Here is a 20,377-nt window from a genome sequence, read left to right as displayed (position 1 = left end):
AACGGCTGTGATCAGGCGACGCCGATCCGCAACAGGTCGTGGAAATGCACCAGCCCGACCGGCCGGCGGTCTTCGTCGATGACGATCAGCGCGCCGATGTGATGCTGGTTGAGCAGCGCCAGGGCTGCGGTCGCCAGCACCGTCTGCTTCACCGTCTTCGGCGTCCGCGTCATGATGTCGTCGACGGCAAGCTCGGCAAGATTGCGCGTCAGGTTGCGCGCCATGTCGCCTTCGGTGACGATGCCGCAGAGCCGCCCATCTTCGTCCAGCACGCCGACGCAGCCGAAATGCTTGCGTGACAGCACCGTGATCGCCTCCGGCATCGGTGTGCCCTTGGCAACGAGCGGCAGCCGCTCGCCGGTATGCATGATATCGGCGACATGCATCAGGCTCGCGCCCAGCTTGCCGCCGGGATGGAAGACGTGGAAATCCGTGGCGGTAAAGCCGCGCGCCTCCAGGAGCGCCACCGCCAGAGCGTCGCCGATCGCAAGCTGCATCAGCGTCGAGGTCGTCGGCGCCAGCCCATTGGGGCAGGCCTCCTGCTCGTTCGGCATCAGAAGGACGATATCGGCGGCGGCCGCGAGCGAGGACCCTTCGCTGCAGGTGATCGCGATCAGCGGAATGGAGAAGCGCCGCGTGAAGGAAATGATGCTCTTGAGTTCGGCGCTCTCGCCGCCCTTGGAAATCGCCAGCACGACGTCATCGCGCGCGATCATGCCGAGATCGCCGTGATTGGCCTCCGCCGCATGCACGAAAAAGGCAGGTGTCCCGGTTGAGGCGAATGTCGCCGCGAGCTTGGCGCCGATATGCCCGCTCTTGCCGACGCCGGTGACGATAACGCGCCCGGAGATGTCGCCGATGACTTCGACGGCCCGGGTGAAAGGGCCGGCCAATCCATCGTCAAAAGCCTGTTCGAGCGCTTCAAGACCGCGTCTTTCGGTCTCTATCGTGCGTTTTGCCGATTCGAGCACGCTGTTTTCAACGAGGTTGATCGCTCTTCTGTTCATGAAATTGCGTTAGACCTTTTCACTTTCCAAGTCCACCCCGCACTCTTTCCGAATTGTGAACAGCGCCCGCCGACGGCAACGAATGATTAACCACGAGGCTTTACCTTTGGGTAAGAACCGAAAGCATGTCAGGCGCGAATTGCATGGGCCACCCAAAACAGACGAGCAGTGTGACGCCGCTCCGCGCCATGAGCCGTGCCGTCTCTTTTGCCGCGTTCGGCTGCTTGCTTCTCAGCCAGACGGCAGCCTTCGCGCAATCCGCCTCGTCGCAACCGGCAAACAGCCGCTCCGCCGCCTCCCAGGATAACCGCACCACTTATAACACCGCACCCGCCGCCGGTTTCGATGACGAGACCGACGATACCGCCGCTCCCGCGGCAAACGGCACGACCGCAAACGCGGACGACGCCCAGCAGCGGCCCGCCATACCGGATGCACAAGCCGGCGACGACATTACCGGTTCTATCCTCGACGAGGACATACGCCGGCTAAACACCCGTGAAGCGCCGCTCGACGAGGCACTGCCGCGCCGCAGGGCCGCCGAAAGTGCCTCGACAGAGGAAACGCCGGGAATCCCGATCGGCACGTTTGTGCTCCGCCCGAGCGTCACCCAGAGCATCAACACCGAAACCACCAAGGACGGCAATACCACGCAACGGCGCGCCTTTCTTGAAACGGACGCAGCAGCGACCCTGACCTCGGACTGGGGCCGGCATCAGTTGACCGTGACCTCGGAAGGCGCCTGGCAGAAGAATGTCAGCGGCGAGGGTGAGGAACAGCCCTCCTTCAAGATCAACAGCGATCTCAGGCTCGATCTTCCAGACGACACCACGGCGCACCTCATCGCCGGCTATAATTTCTACCGCGAGGACACCGATGATCCCGACGCGATCACCAACGCCGCGCAGCAGTCGGACGTCCAGGAATTTTCGGCCGGCGCCTCCGTCCAGCGCGATTTTGGCATCCTGCGCGGCACGACTGCACTTGCGCTGACACGCTCGATCTATTCGGACGCTAAACTTTCGAACGGCACGACCGTCTCCCTCAGCGACCGCAATCAGACGACGGGCACGTTGCGTGGCCGTGTCGGCTACGAACTGTCACCCGCGCTCATCCCCTTCATCGAGGTCAACATCGGCCGCACGGTCTATGACGAAACGCAAGATTCCGCCGGCTACGAGCGTTCCGGCCATAGCTATGGCGCCAAGGCAGGCGTCGAGGTCGATCTCGGTGAAAAGCTGAAGGGTGAAGTCGGTGTCGGCTACGAGATGGCGGATTTCGAAGACAGCCGCCTGTCCTCGATCGATACGGCCACGCTCGATGCGAGCCTGCTCTGGTCGCCGATCCGCGGCACCGATGTCAATTTCGACCTGCAGACCAGCATCCAGCCCTCGACCACGGCAGGCGAAAGCGGCTACGTCTCGCACGCGCTGACGACGACGGTCACCCACCAGCTGCGCGACAATCTGGTCGGGACGATGATCGGCGGGGTAATATGGCGCGATTATCCCACGGACAGCACCATCAACGACGAGCTCGTCTATACCGCCGCGACCGGCCTGACCTGGAACATCAACCGCTATCTCGATCTGACCAGCACGCTCGGCTACGAGCTAACGACGCGCAAGGAAGGCACCGACTCGCAGCAATGGCGAGCCGGCGTCGGTCTCAAGCTGAAACGCTAGAGCAACTCCAGCAAAAGTGCGGGAGCGGCTTGCATCTGGAAAATGGAAGCGCCGCGCGTCCGATAGGAAGCGCGGCGCTCTATCACTTTGAATCTGCGCTGAGCGGATGCCTTACTTCAGGCCGGCCAGCAGTTCCCTGAAGCCGCCCTCGACGGAGGGGCGGATATCGGCGCGTTCGAGGGCGAAGGCGACGTTTGCCAGGATGAAGCCGTCCTTGGCGCCGCAGTCGTAGGTCGCACCGCGGAAGTGGTAACCGGCGAAATCCTGTTCCTTCAGCAGCTTCAGCATGCCGTCGGTAAGCTGGATCTCGTTGCCGGCGCCGCGCTCCTGGGTCTCGAGGATCTTGAAGATCTCCGGCTGCAGGATATAGCGGCCGTTGATGAAGAAGTTGGAAGGCGCCGTCCCCTTGGCAGGCTTTTCCACCATGCCGGTGATGCGGAAGCCCTCGCCGATCGCCTCGCCGACGCCGACGATGCCGTATTTATGCGCCTGGTCTGGCGCGCATTCCTCGACGGCGATGATATTGCCGCCGCTCTGGCCATAAAGGTCGATCATGCCCTTCATGCAGCCCTTGTCGCCCTTCATGATCATATCCGGCAGCAGCAGTGCGAAGGGTTCGTCGCCGACGATCTCGCGGGCGCACCACACGGCATGGCCGAGGCCGAGAGGCTCCTGCTGGCGAGTGAAGCTCACCGTGCCGGCCTTCGGCAATTGCTGGGCGAGAAGGGTAATTTCCGCCTTCTTGGCGCGCTCGCGCAGCGTCTGTTCCAGCTCGAAATGAATGTCGAAATAATCTTCGATGACGTGCTTGTTGCGTCCGGTGACGAAGACCAGATGTTCGATCCCGGCTTCGATCGCCTCGTCGACGACATATTGAATGATTGGCTTGTCGACGACGGTCAACATTTCCTTCGGAACAGCCTTTGTCGCCGGAAGGAATCGCGTTCCCAACCCGGCAACCGGAAATACTGCTTTACGAACTTTGTTGTGTTGAGCCACACCCGGCCTCCTGCTTCGATCATATCGCTTTGGAAATGGAGTTTTTTAGCTTTAACTAGTATAGAATTGCTACTGTTTTGCAAATGGTGACCGCAGCGGATCGCCATGGTAAAGAATTTGTTGACTCCGTTCCTGTAGTCTCGGGTCTGGGCGGAAATGATGCCCCGCTGCACCAGAAACTGAAGATGACGGATACGACTGTCGATGACCCAGAATCACAAAAACTCCCTTCGTGGTCTTGCTCTCGCCCTCATTGTCGCTGCCCAGGTGGCACTGGTCCCCGACAACGCGAAAGCTGATTCCCGCTTCCAGAAATGGATCGCGGATTTTTACCAGACTGCCGCTCAGAGTGGCATCAGTAAGGCAACCTATCAAAAGGCCTTTTCCGGGGTGAGCGAGCCCGATCCGACCGTGCTCGAAAAGGCCGCCTACCAGCCGGAATTCACCTCGAAGATCTGGGACTATGTCGATTCCCGCGTCAACCCCTATACGGTCAAAATCGGCCGCGAGATGGCCGCCAAACACGCAAGGACGCTCGCTGCGATCGAGCAGCGTTTCGGCGTCGACAAGACCATTTTGCTGGCCATCTGGTCGATGGAATCGAATTACGGCGCGGTTCTCGACAAGGACGACCGGCTGCACTACGTGCCGCGCGCCCTGGCCACGCTTGCCTATGCCGATCCGAGCCGCGCCAAATTCGCCAAGAAGCAGCTGGTCGCCGCGCTGAAGATCCTGCAGAACGGCGATGTGCCGGCACGCGAGATGACCGGCTCCTGGGCCGGCGCCATGGGCCACACCCAGTTCATCCCTACAAGCTACCTGCTTTATGCCGTCGATGCCGACGGTAACGGCCATCGCGATATCTGGAACTCGGTGCCTGACGCGCTGGCGACCTCGGCCAACCTCCTGATGAAGAACGGCTGGGACACCGGCAAGACCTGGGGCTACGAAGTCGTCGTTCCTGCAGCGGCGGCCAAGCAGGCCGGCAAGACCCATACACTGGCCCAATGGGCGGTACTCGGCCTGACCCGCCCGAACGGCAAGGCCTTCCGCGAGAGCGCCACCAAGGCCATGCTGAAGATGCCGGCCGGAGCTGGCGGCCCAGGCTTCCTGATGACCGCCAACTTCTTCACCATCAAGAACTACAATGCCTCGGACAGCTACGCGCTTGCCGTCGGCCTGCTGGCCGACCAGATCGCCGGCTACGGCGGCATGCAGCAGCGCTGGCCGCGCCCGGACGGTGCCCTCGATATCACCGAGAAATTCGAGCTGCAGACCCGTCTGAAGACGCTCGGCTATTACAATGGCGAGGTCGACGGCAATTTCGGCTCGGGTTCGAAGGCGGCGATATCAGCCGTGCAGTCGCGTATCGGCATGCAGCCGGACGGCGAGCCCTCCTTGCCGCTTCTGAACGCACTGCGCCGCTAGATCGGGATGATCCCGGCCGGAATGGCCGGAAATCTCAATCCGCATTTGAATCAAGGAAGTAGGGCATGATACCGCCCGAAAACCCCACACACTTTTTGGCATGATGCTCTACAACAGGCAGAACCGTGACCTAGATAATAGCGGGAGTGGACGCTGGCCTACCCCGCGTGCAAGATGCCGGCAGATGCGGAACTGCCCATGACTGAGAAAATTGATCGGACCCGTAAAATCCGTTGGCTCGTGCTTGCCTTGGCGGCGGCTTCGCTATGCCTTAGCGCTCTTGCGCCGGCGCATGTCGCCGAAGCCCAGGAGCAGCGCTATCAGCGCCGTTCGATCCTCGATTTTTTCCTCGGCCGGCGCTATCTCGATGACGGGCCGCAAGCCCCTGATGTCCAGCAACCGAGGCGCCAGCAGCGCAAACGCCCGCTGGCGCCGAAGGCCATCGTCAATACCCGCACCGCGCCGCCGGTCCGCGCTCCCGTACAGGAGGAGCCGGCGGTGCAAAAGCTCGGCGACGCCCGGACGATCCTAATCGTCGGCGATTTCCTGGCCAGCGGCCTCGGCGACGGCCTCACCGCCGCCTTCGAGACCTCGCCCGGCGTCGTCGTCGAAGCCCGCGGCAACGTCTCCTCGGGTCTTGTCCGCGACGATTATTACGACTGGCCGGAACAGCTGCCGAAGATGATCGACGAGCTGAAGCCGGCAATGGTCGTCGTCATGATCGGCGCCAACGACCGCCAGCAGATGGTGACCGACACCGCCAAGGAAAAATTCCGCACCGACGGCTGGACCAGCGAATACCGCCGTCGTGTCCTTTCCTTCGGCAAGGAAGTTACCGGCCGCAAGATCCCTCTGCTCTGGGTCGGCCTGCCCGCCTTCGAATCCGATTCGATGACGGCCGATGCCGTCCAGATGAATCAGCTTTACCGCAACCAGGTCGAAAGCATCGGCGGCGAATTCGTCGATATCTGGGATGGTTTCGTCGACGAAAACGGCAATTTCATCGTCACCGGTTCGGATGTGAACGGCCAGCAGGTGCGCCTGCGCACCTCCGATGGCATCAACCTGACCCAGGCCGGCCGGCGCAAACTTGCCTTCTATGTGGAAAAACCGGCGCGGCGTCTTCTCGGCACGCAGGCAAGCCCCGATCTGGTCCGCCTCGACTCCAGCAATCTGCCCGGTCTCGGCCTTCCCGCCAATCCGGTCGAACATACCGTGCCGATCAGTCTCTCCGATCCCAATCTCGACGGCGGCGCCGAGCTTCTCGGCGCCAGGCCGCCGCCGATGACGTTGACGCGGTCGCCGCGCGATCTCCTGGTCGAGCAGGGCGAAATGACGCCAGCACCTCCCGGCCGCGTCGATGATTACCGCCTGCCTGTGGTTAAGGCGCCGGCCGAAGTCTCGGTCAAGTGAAAAGCGCCGTCTGAGGTAGCCCTCCGCTTCGTTCCGTCTACTTCGCCGTCGCCTGCGGCCAGCTCAGATAATAGTAGTTTGAGCCGATCAGGCCGAAGAAGGCGTTGCTGTCGTTCGTCTGGTCGACATAGCTGCCGTTTTCCTTGACGAAGGCGCCATCGGCGCCGCGCTCCAGATGCGCGTCGAGGAAGTCGCTCCAGCCGCTGACATCGATATCCTTGCCGGCCTTGCTCTCGGTGTCGGCCTCGTCGGGATCATCGACATCCCAGGCGTTGACCGACACGCCCTGCGTCGGATCGGTGATGGTGAGTGTGCCTGCCTCGAGGGCGGCCAGCATGTCATGGGCCTTGCCGCTCTCGCCTTCGGCCGCAGCCGCATCCTGCAGCTGCTGCTTCAGCATCGACATGAAGGAGGCGCTGGTGACATCGGCGCCGTCACCCGTCGTATCGGTCTCGTCAGACGTGTCGCTTTGGGCTGAAAGCGTGTCGAGCAGCCCGGAAAGGGCCTGGTTGGAAAGAAGCGAGGCGGAGCTCGGATCGAGCCCGTAACTGCTCAGAATGCTGGCGGCCGAAGAACTTTGCGTATCCTGCTCGCTGTCGTCGGAACTGCGAAGGTTTTTCAGGGCATATTGGGCCGAAACCAACCGCGTGCTGTCAAGTGCGGAAACCATTTGAAATGTCCTTGTCGATCATTCGCGGCCTCACGCCGCAGCCGATGGAAATGCATTACGACCAAAACAGCGGGGCACCTCCGCTTCGGTCGCCGCTGGCTCCACCTGAGCCGGCGTCCGGCGGAAAATCTCGCTTCCCGGCATTGCCTGAGGCTTGCGGCGCACGGCCTCCGCGTCAAGCGGTCGCACTACAGCGCGGCGCACCATGAAAAAACTCCGCCGGAGGGGCGGAGTTCGTGGTCTTCGGCAAGGTGCGTAGCCGATAGTCAGTTCGGCAGAACGGTCGAACCCATCAACTCCTCGTCGATGGCGCGCGCCGCCTGGCGGCCCTCACGGATCGCCCAGACCACCAGCGATTGGCCGCGGCGCACGTCACCCGCCGTCCAGAACTTGTCGACCGAAGTCTTGTAGTCGCGGTCGTTGGCGACGACGTTGGTCGAGCCGCGCTTGTCGGTGTTGAGCGTCAGTTTACCCTCGAGTTCCTTCAGCACGCTGCCGGTGAACGGGCCGCGGAAACCGATGGCGATGAAGGCGAGATCGGCCCTGATGACGAATTCCGTACCCGGAACCGGCCGCCGGCGCTCATCGACCTCGCAGCACTTGACGCCGGTCAGCACACCGTCTTCGCCGACGAATTCAAGTGTCGCCACCTGGAATTCACGCACGGCGCCCTCGGCCTGCGAGGAGGAGGTGCGCATCTTCGTCGCCCAGAAGGGCCAGACGGCAAGCTTGTCTTCCTTCTCCGGCGGCTGCGGCCGGATGTCGAGCTGGGTGACCCTGACGGCGCCCTGGCGGAAGGCCGTGCCGACGCAGTCCGAAGCCGTATCCCCGCCGCCGACGACGACGATATGTTTGGCGCCGGCAAGGATCGGGTCCGACGGCCAGCCGACGCTGTCGATGTTCTCGCGCCCGACGCGGCGGTTCTGCTGCACCAGATAGGGCATCGCATCATGCACGCCCGCAAGTTCGGTGCCCGGAATGCCTGCCTCGCGCGGCGTCTCGGAGCCGCCGCAGTAAAGCACGGCATCGTGATCGGCGAGCAACTGCTCGACCTTGACGTCGACGCCGACATTGACGCCGCAATGGAAGGTGACGCCCTCACCCTTCATCTGCTCGACGCGACGGTCGATGAAGTTCTTCTCCATTTTGAAGTCGGGAATGCCGTACCGCAGCAGTCCGCCCGGCTTGGTCTCGCGCTCATAGAGATGCACCTCGTGGCCGGCGCGGCCGAGCTGCTGGGCGGCCGCCATGCCGGCGGGGCCGGAGCCGATGACGGCGACCTTCTTGCCGGTATGGACCGTTGCCGGCTGCGGCCGGATGAAGCCGAGTTCATAAGCCTTGTCGGCGATCGCCTGCTCGACCGTCTTGATGGCGACCGGCGCATCCTCGAGGTTCAACGTGCAAGCTTCCTCGCAAGGCGCCGGGCAGACGCGACCGGTGAACTCAGGGAAGTTGTTGGTCGAATGCAGGTTCTGGATCGCCGCTTCCCAGTTGTTGTTGTAGACGAGGTCGTTCCAATCGGGAATCTGGTTGTGAACCGGGCAGCCGGTCGGGCCGTGGCAATAAGGGATGCCACAGTCCATGCAGCGCGCGGCCTGTTTCTGCACTTCCGGGTCCGACATCGGGATCGTGAACTCGCGGAAATGACGGATACGATCCGACGCCGGCTGGTACTTTGCCACCTGCCGGTCGATTTCCAGAAACCCTGTTACCTTACCCATGTTTTCGTCCCTTACCCTCATGACCGCCTCACCGCAGCCAATCTGTCTATCGTCAGTCCCGGTACCCGGGGCAAGTTGCTTGTCTTGACCGTCATTGGACCATATCCCCTGCAAGACATCCGTGCGATCTGAACAGCCTACGTCGTCGGCGTGATCGTCACGGGTCATTGAGATATTTTCGTCACCCGTCACCTGCAGTCGTCAGGTGACGGATGTCCGGTGCAATTCATTCCGCGGCGATGCCCATCCGGCTGCGCTCCATTTCCTCGAGCGCACGCCGGTATTCGACCGGCATGACCTTGCGGAATTTCGGGCGGTAATCGGCCCAGTTGTCGAGGATCTCAGTGGCGCGGGCCGAGCCCGTATAATGCAGATGGTTGGAGATCAGCTGGTAAAGGCGCTCCTCGTCATGGCGCGTCATGTCGCCAGAGACGTCGACGCGTCCCTTGTGCATGAGATCACCGCCGTGATGGTGCAGCTTCTCCAGCATGTCGTCCTCCTCGGGCACCGGCTCGAGCTCGACCATTGCCATGTTGCAGCGGCTGGCGAAATCACCGGTTTCATCGAGCACGTAGGCGACACCGCCGGACATGCCGGCTGCGAAGTTGCGGCCCGTGGCGCCGAGCACAACGACGACGCCGCCGGTCATGTATTCGCAGCCATGGTCGCCGACACCCTCGACGATGGCGATCGCGCCCGAATTGCGCACGGCGAAACGTTCGCCCGCCACACCGCGGAAGTAGCATTCGCCCTCGGTCGCACCATAAAGCACGGTGTTGCCGACGATGATCGAGTCCTCGGCGACGATCCTCGAATTCTCCGGCGGCCGGATGATGATCTTGCCGCCCGAAAGGCCCTTGCCGACATAGTCGTTGCCGTCACCGATCAGGTTGAAGGTGACGCCGCGCGCCAGGAAGGCGCCGAAGCTCTGCCCCGCCGTGCCGCGAAGCGTCACGTTGATCGTGTCTTCCTTCAGACCGCGATGGCGATAACGCTTGGCGACCTCGCCGGAAAGCATCGCGCCCACCGAACGGTCGACGTTCTTGATGCCGACCTCGAAGACAACGGGTGTCTTGGCCGTCAGTGCCGGCTGCGCCTGTTCGATCAGCACGCGGTCGAGAATGTCGTCGATCGGGTGCTTCTGCCGGCTCGTCCAGAAGGTCTCTTCCTTGGGAGCGTCGACCTTGTGGAAGATGCGGCTGAAGTCGAGGCCCTTCGCCTTCCAGTGGTTCAGCATCTCGTCCTTCTCCAGCAGCTCCGAGGCGCCGATGATCTGGTCGAGCCGGGTGAAGCCCAGCCAGGCGAGAATTTCGCGCACTTCGTTGGCGACGAAGAAGAAATAGTTGATGACGTGCTCCGGCGCGCCCTTGAAGCGCTTGCGCAGCACCGGATCCTGGGTCGCCACACCCACCGGACAGGTGTTGAGATGGCATTTGCGCATCATGATGCAGCCGGCGGCAATCAGCGGCGCGGTGGCAAAGCCGAACTCGTCGGCTCCAAGCAGCGCCCCGATAATGACGTCGCGGCCAGTCTTCAGGCCGCCGTCCACCTGCAGGGCGACGCGCGAACGCAGCCCGTTCAGCACCAGCGTCTGCTGGGTCTCGGCAAGGCCGATTTCCCAGGGGCTGCCGGCATGTTTGAGCGACGTCAGCGGCGACGCACCCGTGCCGCCGTCGAAGCCGGCGACCGTGATATGGTCGGCGCGTGCCTTAGCGACACCGGCGGCAACCGTGCCGACGCCGACTTCCGAGACGAGCTTGACCGAAACATCGGCGGTCGGGTTGACGTTCTTCAGATCGTAAATCAGCTGCGCCAGATCTTCGATCGAATAAATGTCGTGGTGCGGCGGCGGCGAAATCAGGCCGACACCCGGCGTCGAATGTCGGGTCTTGGCAACAGTCGCATCGACCTTGTGACCGGGCAGCTGGCCGCCTTCGCCGGGCTTGGCGCCCTGCGCCACCTTGATCTGCAGCACGTCGGCATTGACGAGATATTCGGTGGTGACACCGAAGCGGCCCGAGGCGATCTGCTTGATCGCCGAACGTTCCGGGTTCATCGAACCATTGGCCAGCGGTATATAGCGGTCGGATTCTTCGCCGCCCTCGCCGGTGTTCGACTTGCCGCCGATCCGGTTCATGGCGATCGCCAGCGTCGTATGCGCCTCCCTGGAAATCGAGCCAAAGGACATCGCCCCCGTCGAGAAACGCTTGACGATGTCGGCCGCCGGCTCGACCTCGTCGATCGATACCGGCGTACGGCCGAGCGCCTCGGCGCTCTTCATCTTGAAGAGGCCGCGGATGGTGTTCATGCGCAGCGCCGAATTGTTCACCATGTCGGCGAATTCGCGGTAGCGGTCCTCGGCATTGCCGCGCACGGCATGCTGAAGGGCTGCGACAGCATCCGGCGTCCAGGCATGGCTTTCGCCGCGCATGCGGTAGGCATATTCGCCGCCGATGTCGAGCGTCGTGGCAAGAAGCGGATCCGTGCCGAAAGCCGCATTATGGCGGGCGACGGTTTCTGCGGCGATCGCCTCGAGGCCGACGCCTTCGATCATCGTCGCGGTTCCGAAGAAATACTTGTCGATCAGTTCCGACTGCAGGCCGATCGCATCGAAGATCTGCGCGCCACAATAGGACTGGTAGGTCGAGATGCCCATCTTCGACATGACCTTGAGGATGCCTTTGCCGACTGCCTTGATGTAGCGGTAGACGACTTCGGAAGCATCCACTTCCTTCGGGAATTCGCCCTTGGCATGCATGTCGAGCAACGTGTCGAAGGCAAGATAAGGGTTGATCGCCTCGGCGCCGTAGCCGGCGAGCAGGCAAAAATGATGGACCTCGCGCGGCTCTCCGGTCTCGACGACGAGACCGACCGAGGTGCGCAGCCCCTTGCGGATCAGATGGTGATGCACGGCAGCTGTGGCGAGCAACGCCGGAATCGCGATCCGGTCCGGCCCGATCTGGCGGTCGGAGAGCACGATGATGTTGTAGCCGCCCTTGACGGCCGCTTCCGCGCGCTCGCAGAGCCGGTCGAGCATTTCGGGCATGCCTTCGGCACCACGCTCGATATCATAGGTGAAATCGAGCGTCTTGGTGTCGAAACGGTCTTCCGTATGACCGATCGAGCGGATCTTTTCGAGATCGCCATTGGTCAGGATCGGCTGGCGCACCTCGAGCCGCTTGGCGTTGGCCGCCCCCTCATGGTCGAGAATGTTCGGCCGCGGCCCGATGAAGGAAACCAGGCTCATGACCAGTTCCTCGCGGATCGGGTCGATCGGCGGGTTGGTCACCTGCGCGAAGTTCTGCTTGAAATAGGTGTAGAGCAGCTTCGGCTTTTCCGACATCGCCGAGATCGGCGTATCCGTGCCCATCGAGCCGATCGCCTCCTGGCCGGTCGTCGCCATCGGCGACATCAGGATGCGGGTATCCTCGAGCGTGTAGCCGAAGGCCTGCTGGCGGTCGAGCAGCGAGACGTCGCGGCGCAGCGCCCGCGGTTCCACCGGCTTCAGGTCTTCGAGGATGAGCTGGGTGCGGTTGAGCCAGCTGCGATAGGGATGCGCCGTCGCCAGTTGCGACTTCACCTCGTCGTCGGAGATGATGCGGCCTTCTTCCATGTCGATCAGCAGCATCTTGCCCGGCTGCAGGCGCCACTTCTGGATGATCTTCTCCTCCGGAACCGGCAGCACGCCGGCTTCGGACGCCATGATGACGCGGTCGTCATCGGTGACGAGGTAGCGCGCCGGCCGCAGGCCGTTGCGGTCGAGTGTCGCGCCGATCTGCTTGCCGTCGGTGAAGGCAACGGCCGCAGGCCCGTCCCAGGGCTCCATCAGCGCCGCATGATATTCGTAGAAGGCCTTGCGTTCGGCAGCCATCGACTGGTTGCCGGCCCAGGCTTCCGGGATCAGCATCATCACGGCATGCGCCATCGAATAACCGCCGCGCACCAGGAATTCGAGCGCGTTGTCGAAGCAGGCCGTGTCCGACTGACCCTCGTAGGAGATCGGCCAGAGCTTGGAGATGTCCTCGCCGAACAGCGGTGAGGAGACCGACGCCTGGCGCGCCGCCATCCAGTTGACGTTGCCGCGCAGCGTGTTGATCTCGCCGTTATGGGCCACCATGCGGTAGGGATGCGCCAGCTTCCACGACGGGAAGGTGTTGGTCGAGAAGCGCTGATGCACGAGGGCGACCGCGCTTTCGAAGCGCGGGTCCGACAGATCCTTGTAATAGACGCCGACCTGATAGGCCAGGAACATGCCCTTGTAGACCACCGTCGCCGACGACAGCGACACCGGATAGAAATTGCTCTCCTCGCCGTCGAATTCATCATAGATACGGTTGGAGATTACCTTGCGCAGCGTGAACAGCCGACGCTCGAACTCGTCGTTGTTTTCGGCATCCTCGCCGGCGCCGATGAAGACCTGCACATGATGCGGCTCGGTTGCGGCAATGGCCGGCGCCTTGGACAGCGAGGAATTGTCGACGGGCACATCGCGGAAGCCGATGAAGACCTGACCTTCCTCGGCGATGACGTCCTTGATCACCTTCTTGAAGTGCTCGATTTGCTTTTCATCGCGGGGCATGAAGATATGGCCGACACCATATTCGCCAACCGGCGGCAGGGTGATGCCCTGCTCGGCCATCTCCTCGCGGAAGAAACGGTCGGGGATCTGCACCAGGATGCCAGCGCCGTCACCCATCAGCGGATCGGCGCCGACGGCGCCGCGATGCGTCAGGTTCTCGAGGATGAACAGGCCATCCTTGACGATCTGGTGCGACTTCTGGCCCTTCATATGCGCGACGAAGCCGACGCCGCAGGCATCATGTTCGTTGCGCGGATCGTAAAGGCCCTGCTTCTTCGGCAGGCCGGAGGCGAATTTGGACATATTGGCCGTCGCGCGCAGATTAGCAGCAGCAAACCGGTCAATTTCCATGGATGGCGTCTTCGTCATCATCTTTCCTCCTGTCGAAGCCCGCGGGGCCGCGGGCGGCTTTTCGTCCCGCGCCGCAACCCGAAGATAGGTTCGGCGCATGACAGCGCTGTTGCATTGTGAAGATCGGCCGCAGACATCTGCTTTTGAAGGAAAGCAAACCGTCGCGTTCCGCGCCTGCCATTCGCCTCCGCGCGCCGCCCCTTGAGGCTTGACACTCGGAAGAACTATAGCGTGAAAGCCGGTCTGTTCCAGGGCTTTCGGCGCCTCTTCGGTCATAAAGGCCAAAATAGGACAGCAACACTGTCCTAATTGATCAGTTCTATGCCAGAAAGCATTCGGCTCTGCAAGAGCGCTCCGTTAAAAAACGTCAATTTGCGACGGAAGATTGCCCGGGTAGCGGCGATGACGAAATAAAATTACGCCGAGACGCATTATTTTGTTTATTGATTGCGTAGTTCAATTTCCCTGATGTGTCGCGGGCGACAACCTTGATCCTGTGAAGCTTTGGCGTAATGTCCGCTGCGGACTTTGCCAACCCCTTCCTTTCTCACGGTTTCCCCACATGTTCTTTGCTTCCGATAACTGGGCCGGCGCCCACAAATCCATTGCCGAACGTCTGCTGACGGAATCGGCCGGCTTTGCCGCCGCCTATGGCGCCGGCGATCTCGACAGGAAGGTCGAGGCCCGTTTTTCCGAGATCTTCGAGCGCGAGGTTTCGATCTTCTTCGTCGCTACCGGCACGGCCGCCAACTCGCTGTCGCTGGCAAGCGTCCAGCGCCCCGGCGGCATCACCTTCTGCCATTCGGAGGCCCATGTGATCGAGGATGAATGCGGCGCGCCGGAATTTTTCTCCGGCTCCGCCCGCCTCGTTGCCATTGACGGCGAAGCCGGCAAGATCGATCCGGCGAAGCTTTCGGCGAAGATCGCAAGCTTTCCCGAGGACGCCGTCCATCACGGCCGCGCCAGCGCGGTGACCATCACCCAGGCGACGGAGATCGGCACCGTCTATTCCCTGCCGGAGATCGGCGAGATCGCCGCCATATCAAGGAAGCGCAATCTGCCGCTCCACATGGACGGCGCCCGCTTCGCCAACGCCCTGGTCGCACTCGGCGCCACCCCGGCCGAAATGACCTGGAAGCGCGGCGTCGACATGCTGTCCTTCGGCGGCACCAAGAACGGCTGCTGGTGTGCCGAAGCGATCGTCTTCTTCAATCCGGATCAAGCCCGGGAAATGCCCTTCATCCGCAAGCGCGCCGCACAGCTCTTCTCCAAGTCGCGTTTCATCGCCGCTCAGTTCGATGCCTATTTCGAAGACGGCCTCTGGCTCGATCTCGCCCGCCATTCGAACGGCATGGCCGACCGGCTGCGCTCCGGCATCGGCACAAGCAACTCCGCCCGCCTCGCCTGGCCGACCGCATCCAACGAAGTCTTTGCCGTCGTCAGCAAAAGTGCCGCAAAAACTGCGGAGGAAAAGGGCGCGAAATTTTACGCATGGCCGGTCCCGGCGGCAACGCCCGAACTTGTTTCCGAAAGCGAAACCCTGATCCGCCTCGTCACCAGTTTCGCGACCACCGAAACGGACGTGGATGGTTTTCTGAAATGCCTGGCCGCCTGATCCCCCGAAAGGCCCGCCAGGTTGGCAGGCCTTTCGGTGACGGGCAAGGAATCACGCCGACCTCAGTCCCCTCACCTTTTGCAGAATATCCTCCGACAGTGCTGAAACCAGAGCCTGGTCAGCGCCCTTACGCGGCACCAGCACGAATTCCACGTCCTCCAGCACCGGAAGTTTTCCCGCAGCGATCTCCTTCAGGCCGGACGGCGCCATGCTGCGCGGCTGCACCAGCACGCCCATCCCGGCCCGCGCCGCCGCCGTCAGCCCGCTCAGGCTGCCGCAGGTGCAGACGATCCGCCACGGCACCCCGTTTCGTCCGAGTGCTTCGAGCGCGATCACCCGTGTGACGCTCGGCGGCGGAAAGGCGATCAGCGGCAAAGGGCCGGAGGCAAGCACACGCTCGGGATCACGCGCCAGCCAGACGAGCGGCTCGCGATAGACGAGTTTTCCGCGCGCATCGCCGAGCCGACGCTTGGCGAGCACCAGATCGATCTCGCCATTGTCCTGCATCTCGTAAAGGACACCCGACAGCGCAACCGTCAGCTCCAGGTCGACCGAAGGGTGCGAACGCACGAAATCCTCCAGCACCGCCGGCAGCTGGCTGGTGACGAAATCCTCCGACACGCCGAGCCGCAGACTGCCGCGCAGGCTGTTGTTCTTAAACAGCGACTGCACCTGTCCCTCGATCGAAAGCATGGCGCGCGCATGCGACAGCAGCGCCTCGCCATCGCCGGTCAGCATCACCTTATGCGTATCGCGCGCCAGCAGCCTGCGCCCGAGTGCCGTCTCCAGCCGCTGGATGTGCTGGCTGACCGTCGACTGCCCGAGGCCCAGCCTTTCTGCGGCGAGCGTAAAACTGCCCATCTGTTCGACGGCGACGAAACTGCGCAATTGCGAAAGGTCCAGCATGATCCAGATACTCGATAACTGTTATTCCTTGCATCCTGGATCATAATGCACGACAGAACAATGACTGTTTTATCAAGCCGCGAGACCGCCATGCGCCGCTTTCTGCCCGATACATTCACCATCCTGCTCGTCTGCACCGTCATCCTTGCCTCGTTGCTGCCGGCAAGCGGCACATTTGCGGATTATTTCGGCATCGCCACCGATCTCGCCATCGCGCTGCTTTTTTTCCTGCATGGCGCCCGCCTGTCGCGCGACGTGGTCATATCCGGCCTGCTGCACTGGCGCCTGCATATCGTCATCCTGCTGACGACCTTCGGCATCTTCCCGCTGCTCGGCATGGCGCTCGGGCTGATCCCCGACACCATCCTGCCGCAGCCGCTTTATCTCGGCATCCTCTTCCTCTGCGTGCTGCCGTCGACAGTGCAGTCGTCGATCGCCTTCACCTCGATGGCGGGCGGCAACGTGCCAGCCGCCATCTGCTCGGCCTCGGCATCCAACATCTTCGGCATGTTCCTGACGCCGCTGCTCGTCGGCCTGCTGTTTTCCGTCGGCGGCCATGGCGGCTTCTCCTTCGACGCGTTGGAGCAGATCCTGCTGCAGCTGCTTGCCCCCTTTATTGTCGGCCAGATCCTGCAGCCCTGGATCGGCGACTGGATCCGCGCCAAGAAGAAGATCCTGATGCCTGTCGACCGCGGCTCGATCCTGATGGTCGTCTATCTTGCCTTCAGCACGGCGGTGGTCGAGGGCCTGTGGCACACCTTCTCGATCGCCGATATCGCCGTCGTCATCGTCGCCGACATGGTTCTGCTGGCGATTGTCCTGGTGCTGACGATGTTCGGCAGCCGCTGGCTGGGCTTCAACAAGGCCGACGAGATCACCATCACTTTCTGCGGCTCGAAGAAGAGCCTCGCAAGCGGCGTGCCGATGGCGAACGTCATCTTCGCCGACCAGTCGATCGGCGCGATCGTGCTTCCGCTGATGCTGTTCCACCAGATCCAGCTGATGGTCTGCGCCGTCATTGCCCAGAAATACGCCGCCGCCGCGGCCCGCCGCGCAACGGAAAAAGAGATGAAAGAGGCCGGCAGCCCGGCCTGAACAAATAATAAAAACGGCGCCCCGATGGAGCGCCGTTCGTTTTATCCGATAAGGATGTGATTAGCCGTTGATGATCTGCGCTTCGATGGCCTTCGGAGCCTCGACCGGTTCTGCGGCAATCGTAATCTTGCGCGGCTTCATGGCCTCGGGAATATTGCGCAGAAGGTCGATGTGCAGCAGGCCGTTCTTCAGCGAAGCGGCGGTCACCTCGACATGATCGGCAAGCTGGAAGCGGCGCTCGAAGGCGCGCTTGGCAATGCCTCGGTAGAGGAATTCGCCGCTTTCGGCAGGTTCCTCGCTCTTTTCACCCTTCACCGACAGCACATGGGCATGGGCTTCGATCGAAAGTTCAGTTTCGTCGAAACCGGCAACGGCCATGGTGATGCGATAGGTGTTTTCACCGGTACGCTCGATATTATAGGGCGGATAGGTCTGCGCCTGCTCCGGTTGGGCAAGGCTGTCGAGCATGGTGAAAAGCCGGTCGAAACCGACGGTCGAACGATAAAGGGGAGAGAAGTCTACGTGACGCATGATGTCCTCCTGTGGAAGCGACGTGTTGCGATGAAATGCCCCTGAGACCCCATCTTTGGCGGCCTTGGGACGGTTGCGCAGGCCCTGTTCGGCACCCGCAGAAAGGAAATGGTGATGGGATTCGAGGAGTTCAAGACCTTTTTGCAATCGCCTTGATCGGCCCGTGAACCCCGCATGAACGACCGGTTCGGAGCACGTTCAGGCGCATTCGCTTAAGAATTTAGGCGTCGGGTGAATCTGGTCCCGATGGCTGAAGTGCATCGTCCCTTCTTCTTCAGTCTCAACTTCGGCCGGCCGCGAGCACCCTCATGCTCCTGCCGGCCCTTTTCCCCACCGCTTTCCAAGCCGGATGCCATGCGCTATCCCTGATGCGAAGCAGTCAGCAGCGGCGTATTGGCAAAGTCATGGATCAGGTTCTCTATTCGACGCCCGATAATCCCGCCCCGGAAAACCGCACGGAGGGGTTCTTCGAAACCCATGACGGCCAGCAGCTGCGTTACGCCGTCTTCCGCTCGAGTGGCCAGATTGCCAAAGGTACCGTCGTCATCCTGCACGGCCGAAACGAATATATCGAGAAATATTTCGAGACGATCCGCGACCTGACGGCCAAGGGTCTCTGGGTCGCGACCTTCGACCTGCGCGGCCAGGGCCGGTCATCACGGCTCATGAAGCGCCGCAACCACGGCCACATCCGCCGCTTTGCCGATTACGAGCGTGATCTCGATACCTTCCTGGAAAAGGTGGTGCTGCCCGATACCCGCCTGCCCTTCTATCTGCTCGCGCATTCCACAGGCGGCCTGATCGCACTCTCGGCCGCCCCCTATCTCACCACTCGTATCGATCGCATGGTGCTGTCGGCGCCCTTCATCGGCCTGACCGGCCAGTCGGCCTCCCCTCGCGTCATCCGCGCTCTCGCCGGCACGCTGACTGCCGTCGGCCTCGGCTTCCTGCCGCTGACCTCGAAACTGAAGGAGCCGAACTTCAGCGACAACCCGCTGACCTCGGACGAACACCGTTTCGAGCGCAATGTCGCGATGATGAAGGCCTATCCGGAATTGACGCTCGGGCCGCCGACGGCCCGCTGGCTGATCGAGGCTTTCCGCACGATGGACCGGGTCACCTCACCCTATCATCTCTTCTCGATCACCATTCCGACCATCGTCATCGCCCCGACGCGTGACGGTGTCGTGCCCTATACGGCGCAGGAGCGGCTTTCGCGTTATTTCCGCGCCGGCCAGTTGGTGCCGATCAACGGCGCCCGTCACGAGATCTTCCAGGAGCGCGATATCTATCGCGCCGCCGCCCTTGCGGCTTTCCACGCCTTCATTCCCGGCAGCGATGCCGAAGAAAACCAGGACGTCGCCGCCCTCGGTACGTGACCGGTCAGCGCTGTTGACCGAGGGATCAGCGTTGCTGACCGAGGGATCAGCGCTGCAGGATGGCGATTGCCTGTTCGTAGACTGCCCGGCTGCCGGCAGCGATGATCGAGCCGCCGTTTTCCGGCCGTCCGCCGTCCCAGGTGGTGATGATGCCACCAGCCCCCTCGATGACGGGAATGATGCCGCCGACGTCATAGGGCTTCAGGCTGTTTTCGACGACGAGATCGACATGGCCGGCGGCAAGCAGCGCATAGGCATAGCAGTCGCAGCCATAGCGGAAGAGCCGCACCTGGCTCTCGATCTCGCGGTATTTCTCCATCTCCCCGCCGGCAAAGAGATGCGGCGAGGTGGTGAACAGGATGGCGTTCGAAAGCGCATCGCACTGGCGCGTCGCCAGACGCCGCTCGCCCTCCGGCCCGGTATAGATCGAGCCGTTCTGGTCGGCGAAATAACGCTCGCCGGTAAAGGGCTGTTCGATCATGCCCATGATCGCCCGGCCGTCTTTTTGCAGGCCGATCAGCGTTCCCCACACCGGCACACCGGATATAAAGGCGCGCGTGCCGTCGATCGGATCGATCACCCAGACATATTCGCGATCGAGCCCGACATCGCCATGTTCCTCGCCGAGAATGCCGTGGCCGGGGAAACTCTCCTCGATCAGCGCCCGGATGGCGAGTTCGGCCGCCCGGTCGCCCTCCGTTACCGGATCAAAACCGGAGGAAAGCTTGTTCGTGACATCGAGGCCGGAGCGGAAGCGCGGAAGCGTCTCGGCTCGGGCGGCCTCCGCCAGGCGGTTGAAGAACGAACGGTCAGGAAACATGATGGATCCGTTTGGCTGGCGGGAATGGCGCTTTTCATAGCGAAAAACAACGGGAATGCAAACGCAGCAGGCAATTTGGCTCTAACTGCCCAAAGATATCGCAGCGCAATATATTGCTTGACATTTGTGCAATGCAATAGTAGCGTCTTCATACAGTCTTCTGACTGTAAATACCCTC

General features: G+C 62.1%; 14 protein-coding genes. 6 read left to right on the top strand and 8 right to left on the bottom strand.

Annotated elements, in window-relative coordinates; translation table 11 throughout:
• Positions 1-11: 11 nt before the first annotated feature.
• A complete protein-coding gene (locus tag C3Y91_RS01915; protein ID WP_018072822.1) occupies positions 12-1,007 on the bottom strand; it encodes a KpsF/GutQ family sugar-phosphate isomerase in 996 nt (331 codons plus the stop codon).
• A 143-nt stretch (positions 1,008-1,150) separates the two neighbouring features.
• On the opposite strand from C3Y91_RS01915, the gene C3Y91_RS01910 reads away from it, so the two are divergent.
• A complete protein-coding gene (locus C3Y91_RS01910; RefSeq protein WP_018072821.1) occupies positions 1,151-2,692 on the top strand; it encodes an outer membrane beta-barrel protein in 1,542 nt (513 codons plus the stop codon).
• A gap of 111 nt (positions 2,693-2,803) precedes the next feature.
• Here the strand turns inward: C3Y91_RS01910 and galU are convergent, their stop codons facing one another.
• Entirely contained in the window at positions 2,804-3,691 is an 888-nt protein-coding gene (gene galU / locus C3Y91_RS01905) for a UTP--glucose-1-phosphate uridylyltransferase GalU (RefSeq protein WP_075224405.1), read from the bottom strand.
• 204 nt (positions 3,692-3,895) lie between these two features.
• Here galU and C3Y91_RS01900 point away from each other — a divergent pair, with 204 nt between their 5' ends.
• Both C3Y91_RS01900 and C3Y91_RS01895 read left to right on the top strand, forming a co-directional pair.
• Entirely contained in the window at positions 3,896-5,119 is a 1,224-nt protein-coding gene (locus C3Y91_RS01900) for a lytic murein transglycosylase (protein ID WP_024322343.1), read from the top strand.
• A gap of 174 nt (positions 5,120-5,293) precedes the next feature.
• Complete coding sequence (locus C3Y91_RS01895; protein ID WP_174826920.1) at positions 5,294-6,532, top strand: SGNH/GDSL hydrolase family protein; 1,239 nt, start codon at positions 5,294-5,296, stop codon at positions 6,530-6,532.
• A 37-nt stretch (positions 6,533-6,569) separates the two neighbouring features.
• Here C3Y91_RS01895 and C3Y91_RS01890 read toward each other — a convergent pair whose 3' ends face one another.
• The 3 genes from C3Y91_RS01890 to gltB all read right to left on the bottom strand — a co-directional run bounded on the left by C3Y91_RS01890 (position 6,570) and on the right by gltB (position 13,874).
• A complete protein-coding gene (locus C3Y91_RS01890; RefSeq protein WP_024322341.1) occupies positions 6,570-7,202 on the bottom strand; it encodes a hypothetical protein in 633 nt (210 codons plus the stop codon).
• A gap of 266 nt (positions 7,203-7,468) precedes the next feature.
• A complete protein-coding gene (locus C3Y91_RS01885; protein WP_024322340.1) occupies positions 7,469-8,923 on the bottom strand; it encodes a glutamate synthase subunit beta in 1,455 nt (484 codons plus the stop codon).
• Positions 8,924-9,149: 226 nt separating this feature from the next.
• Complete coding sequence (gene gltB, locus C3Y91_RS01880) at positions 9,150-13,874, bottom strand: glutamate synthase large subunit (RefSeq protein ID WP_024322339.1); 4,725 nt, start codon at positions 13,872-13,874, stop codon at positions 9,150-9,152.
• Between the two features lie 541 nt (positions 13,875-14,415).
• Between gltB and C3Y91_RS01875 the strand changes: the two genes are divergently transcribed.
• Positions 14,416-15,468 (top strand): threonine aldolase family protein, encoded by a 1,053-nt coding sequence (locus C3Y91_RS01875; RefSeq protein WP_024322338.1) that lies wholly within the window; start codon positions 14,416-14,418, stop codon positions 15,466-15,468.
• 51 nt (positions 15,469-15,519) lie between these two features.
• On the opposite strand, the gene C3Y91_RS01870 is transcribed toward C3Y91_RS01875, so the two are convergent.
• The gene (locus C3Y91_RS01870; RefSeq protein WP_024322337.1) at positions 15,520-16,374 is read right to left on the bottom strand and encodes a LysR substrate-binding domain-containing protein; all 855 of its coding nucleotides are present in this window, start codon (positions 16,372-16,374) and stop codon (positions 15,520-15,522) included.
• A gap of 45 nt (positions 16,375-16,419) precedes the next feature.
• Between C3Y91_RS01870 and C3Y91_RS01865 the strand changes: the two genes are divergently transcribed.
• Positions 16,420-17,469: a bile acid:sodium symporter family protein gene (locus C3Y91_RS01865; protein ID WP_168574912.1), complete on the top strand. Its 1,050-nt coding sequence runs from the start codon at positions 16,420-16,422 to the stop codon at positions 17,467-17,469.
• 60 nt (positions 17,470-17,529) lie between these two features.
• On the opposite strand, the gene C3Y91_RS01860 is transcribed toward C3Y91_RS01865, so the two are convergent.
• On the bottom strand, positions 17,530-18,000 hold the full coding sequence (locus tag C3Y91_RS01860) for an Hsp20 family protein (RefSeq protein WP_011653499.1): 471 nt from the start codon (positions 17,998-18,000) through the stop codon (positions 17,530-17,532).
• Between the two features lie 404 nt (positions 18,001-18,404).
• Here C3Y91_RS01860 and C3Y91_RS01855 point away from each other — a divergent pair, with 404 nt between their 5' ends.
• Positions 18,405-19,379 (top strand): alpha/beta fold hydrolase, encoded by a 975-nt coding sequence (locus C3Y91_RS01855; RefSeq protein ID WP_024322335.1) that lies wholly within the window; start codon positions 18,405-18,407, stop codon positions 19,377-19,379.
• 46 nt (positions 19,380-19,425) lie between these two features.
• On the opposite strand, the gene hisN is transcribed toward C3Y91_RS01855, so the two are convergent.
• Positions 19,426-20,199, bottom strand: coding sequence for a histidinol-phosphatase (gene hisN, locus C3Y91_RS01850; protein WP_024322334.1), 774 nt, complete (start codon positions 20,197-20,199; stop codon positions 19,426-19,428).
• Between the last annotated feature and the right edge of the window lie 178 nt (positions 20,200-20,377).

Source organism: Rhizobium ruizarguesonis (assembly GCF_012349115.1).
In the GTDB taxonomy this organism is placed as follows: domain Bacteria; phylum Pseudomonadota; class Alphaproteobacteria; order Rhizobiales; family Rhizobiaceae; genus Rhizobium; species Rhizobium ruizarguesonis.
This window is presented reverse-complemented; position numbering and strand designations above follow the sequence as displayed.

Bases quoted from the DNA above. Each gene is read 5' to 3' on its own strand.
- C3Y91_RS01915 (WP_018072822.1), bottom strand. From the start codon at position 1,007: ATGAACAGAAGAGCGATCAACCTCGTTGAAAACAGCGTGCTCGAATCG.
- C3Y91_RS01910 (WP_018072821.1), top strand. From the start codon at position 1,151: ATGGGCCACCCAAAACAGACGAGCAGTGTGACGCCGCTCCGCGCCATG.
- C3Y91_RS01900 (WP_024322343.1), top strand. From the start codon at position 3,896: ATGACCCAGAATCACAAAAACTCCCTTCGTGGTCTTGCTCTCGCCCTC.
- C3Y91_RS01895 (WP_174826920.1), top strand. From the start codon at position 5,294: ATGCCGGCAGATGCGGAACTGCCCATGACTGAGAAAATTGATCGGACC.
- C3Y91_RS01890 (WP_024322341.1), bottom strand. From the start codon at position 7,202: ATGGTTTCCGCACTTGACAGCACGCGGTTGGTTTCGGCCCAATATGCC.
- C3Y91_RS01885 (WP_024322340.1), bottom strand. From the start codon at position 8,923: ATGGGTAAGGTAACAGGGTTTCTGGAAATCGACCGGCAGGTGGCAAAG.
- gltB (WP_024322339.1), bottom strand. From the start codon at position 13,874: ATGATGACGAAGACGCCATCCATGGAAATTGACCGGTTTGCTGCTGCT.
- C3Y91_RS01875 (WP_024322338.1), top strand. From the start codon at position 14,416: ATGTTCTTTGCTTCCGATAACTGGGCCGGCGCCCACAAATCCATTGCC.
- C3Y91_RS01870 (WP_024322337.1), bottom strand. From the start codon at position 16,374: ATGCTGGACCTTTCGCAATTGCGCAGTTTCGTCGCCGTCGAACAGATG.
- C3Y91_RS01865 (WP_168574912.1), top strand. From the start codon at position 16,420: ATGCACGACAGAACAATGACTGTTTTATCAAGCCGCGAGACCGCCATG.
- C3Y91_RS01860 (WP_011653499.1), bottom strand. From the start codon at position 18,000: ATGCGTCACGTAGACTTCTCTCCCCTTTATCGTTCGACCGTCGGTTTC.
- C3Y91_RS01855 (WP_024322335.1), top strand. From the start codon at position 18,405: ATGGATCAGGTTCTCTATTCGACGCCCGATAATCCCGCCCCGGAAAAC.
- hisN (WP_024322334.1), bottom strand. From the start codon at position 20,199: ATGTTTCCTGACCGTTCGTTCTTCAACCGCCTGGCGGAGGCCGCCCGA.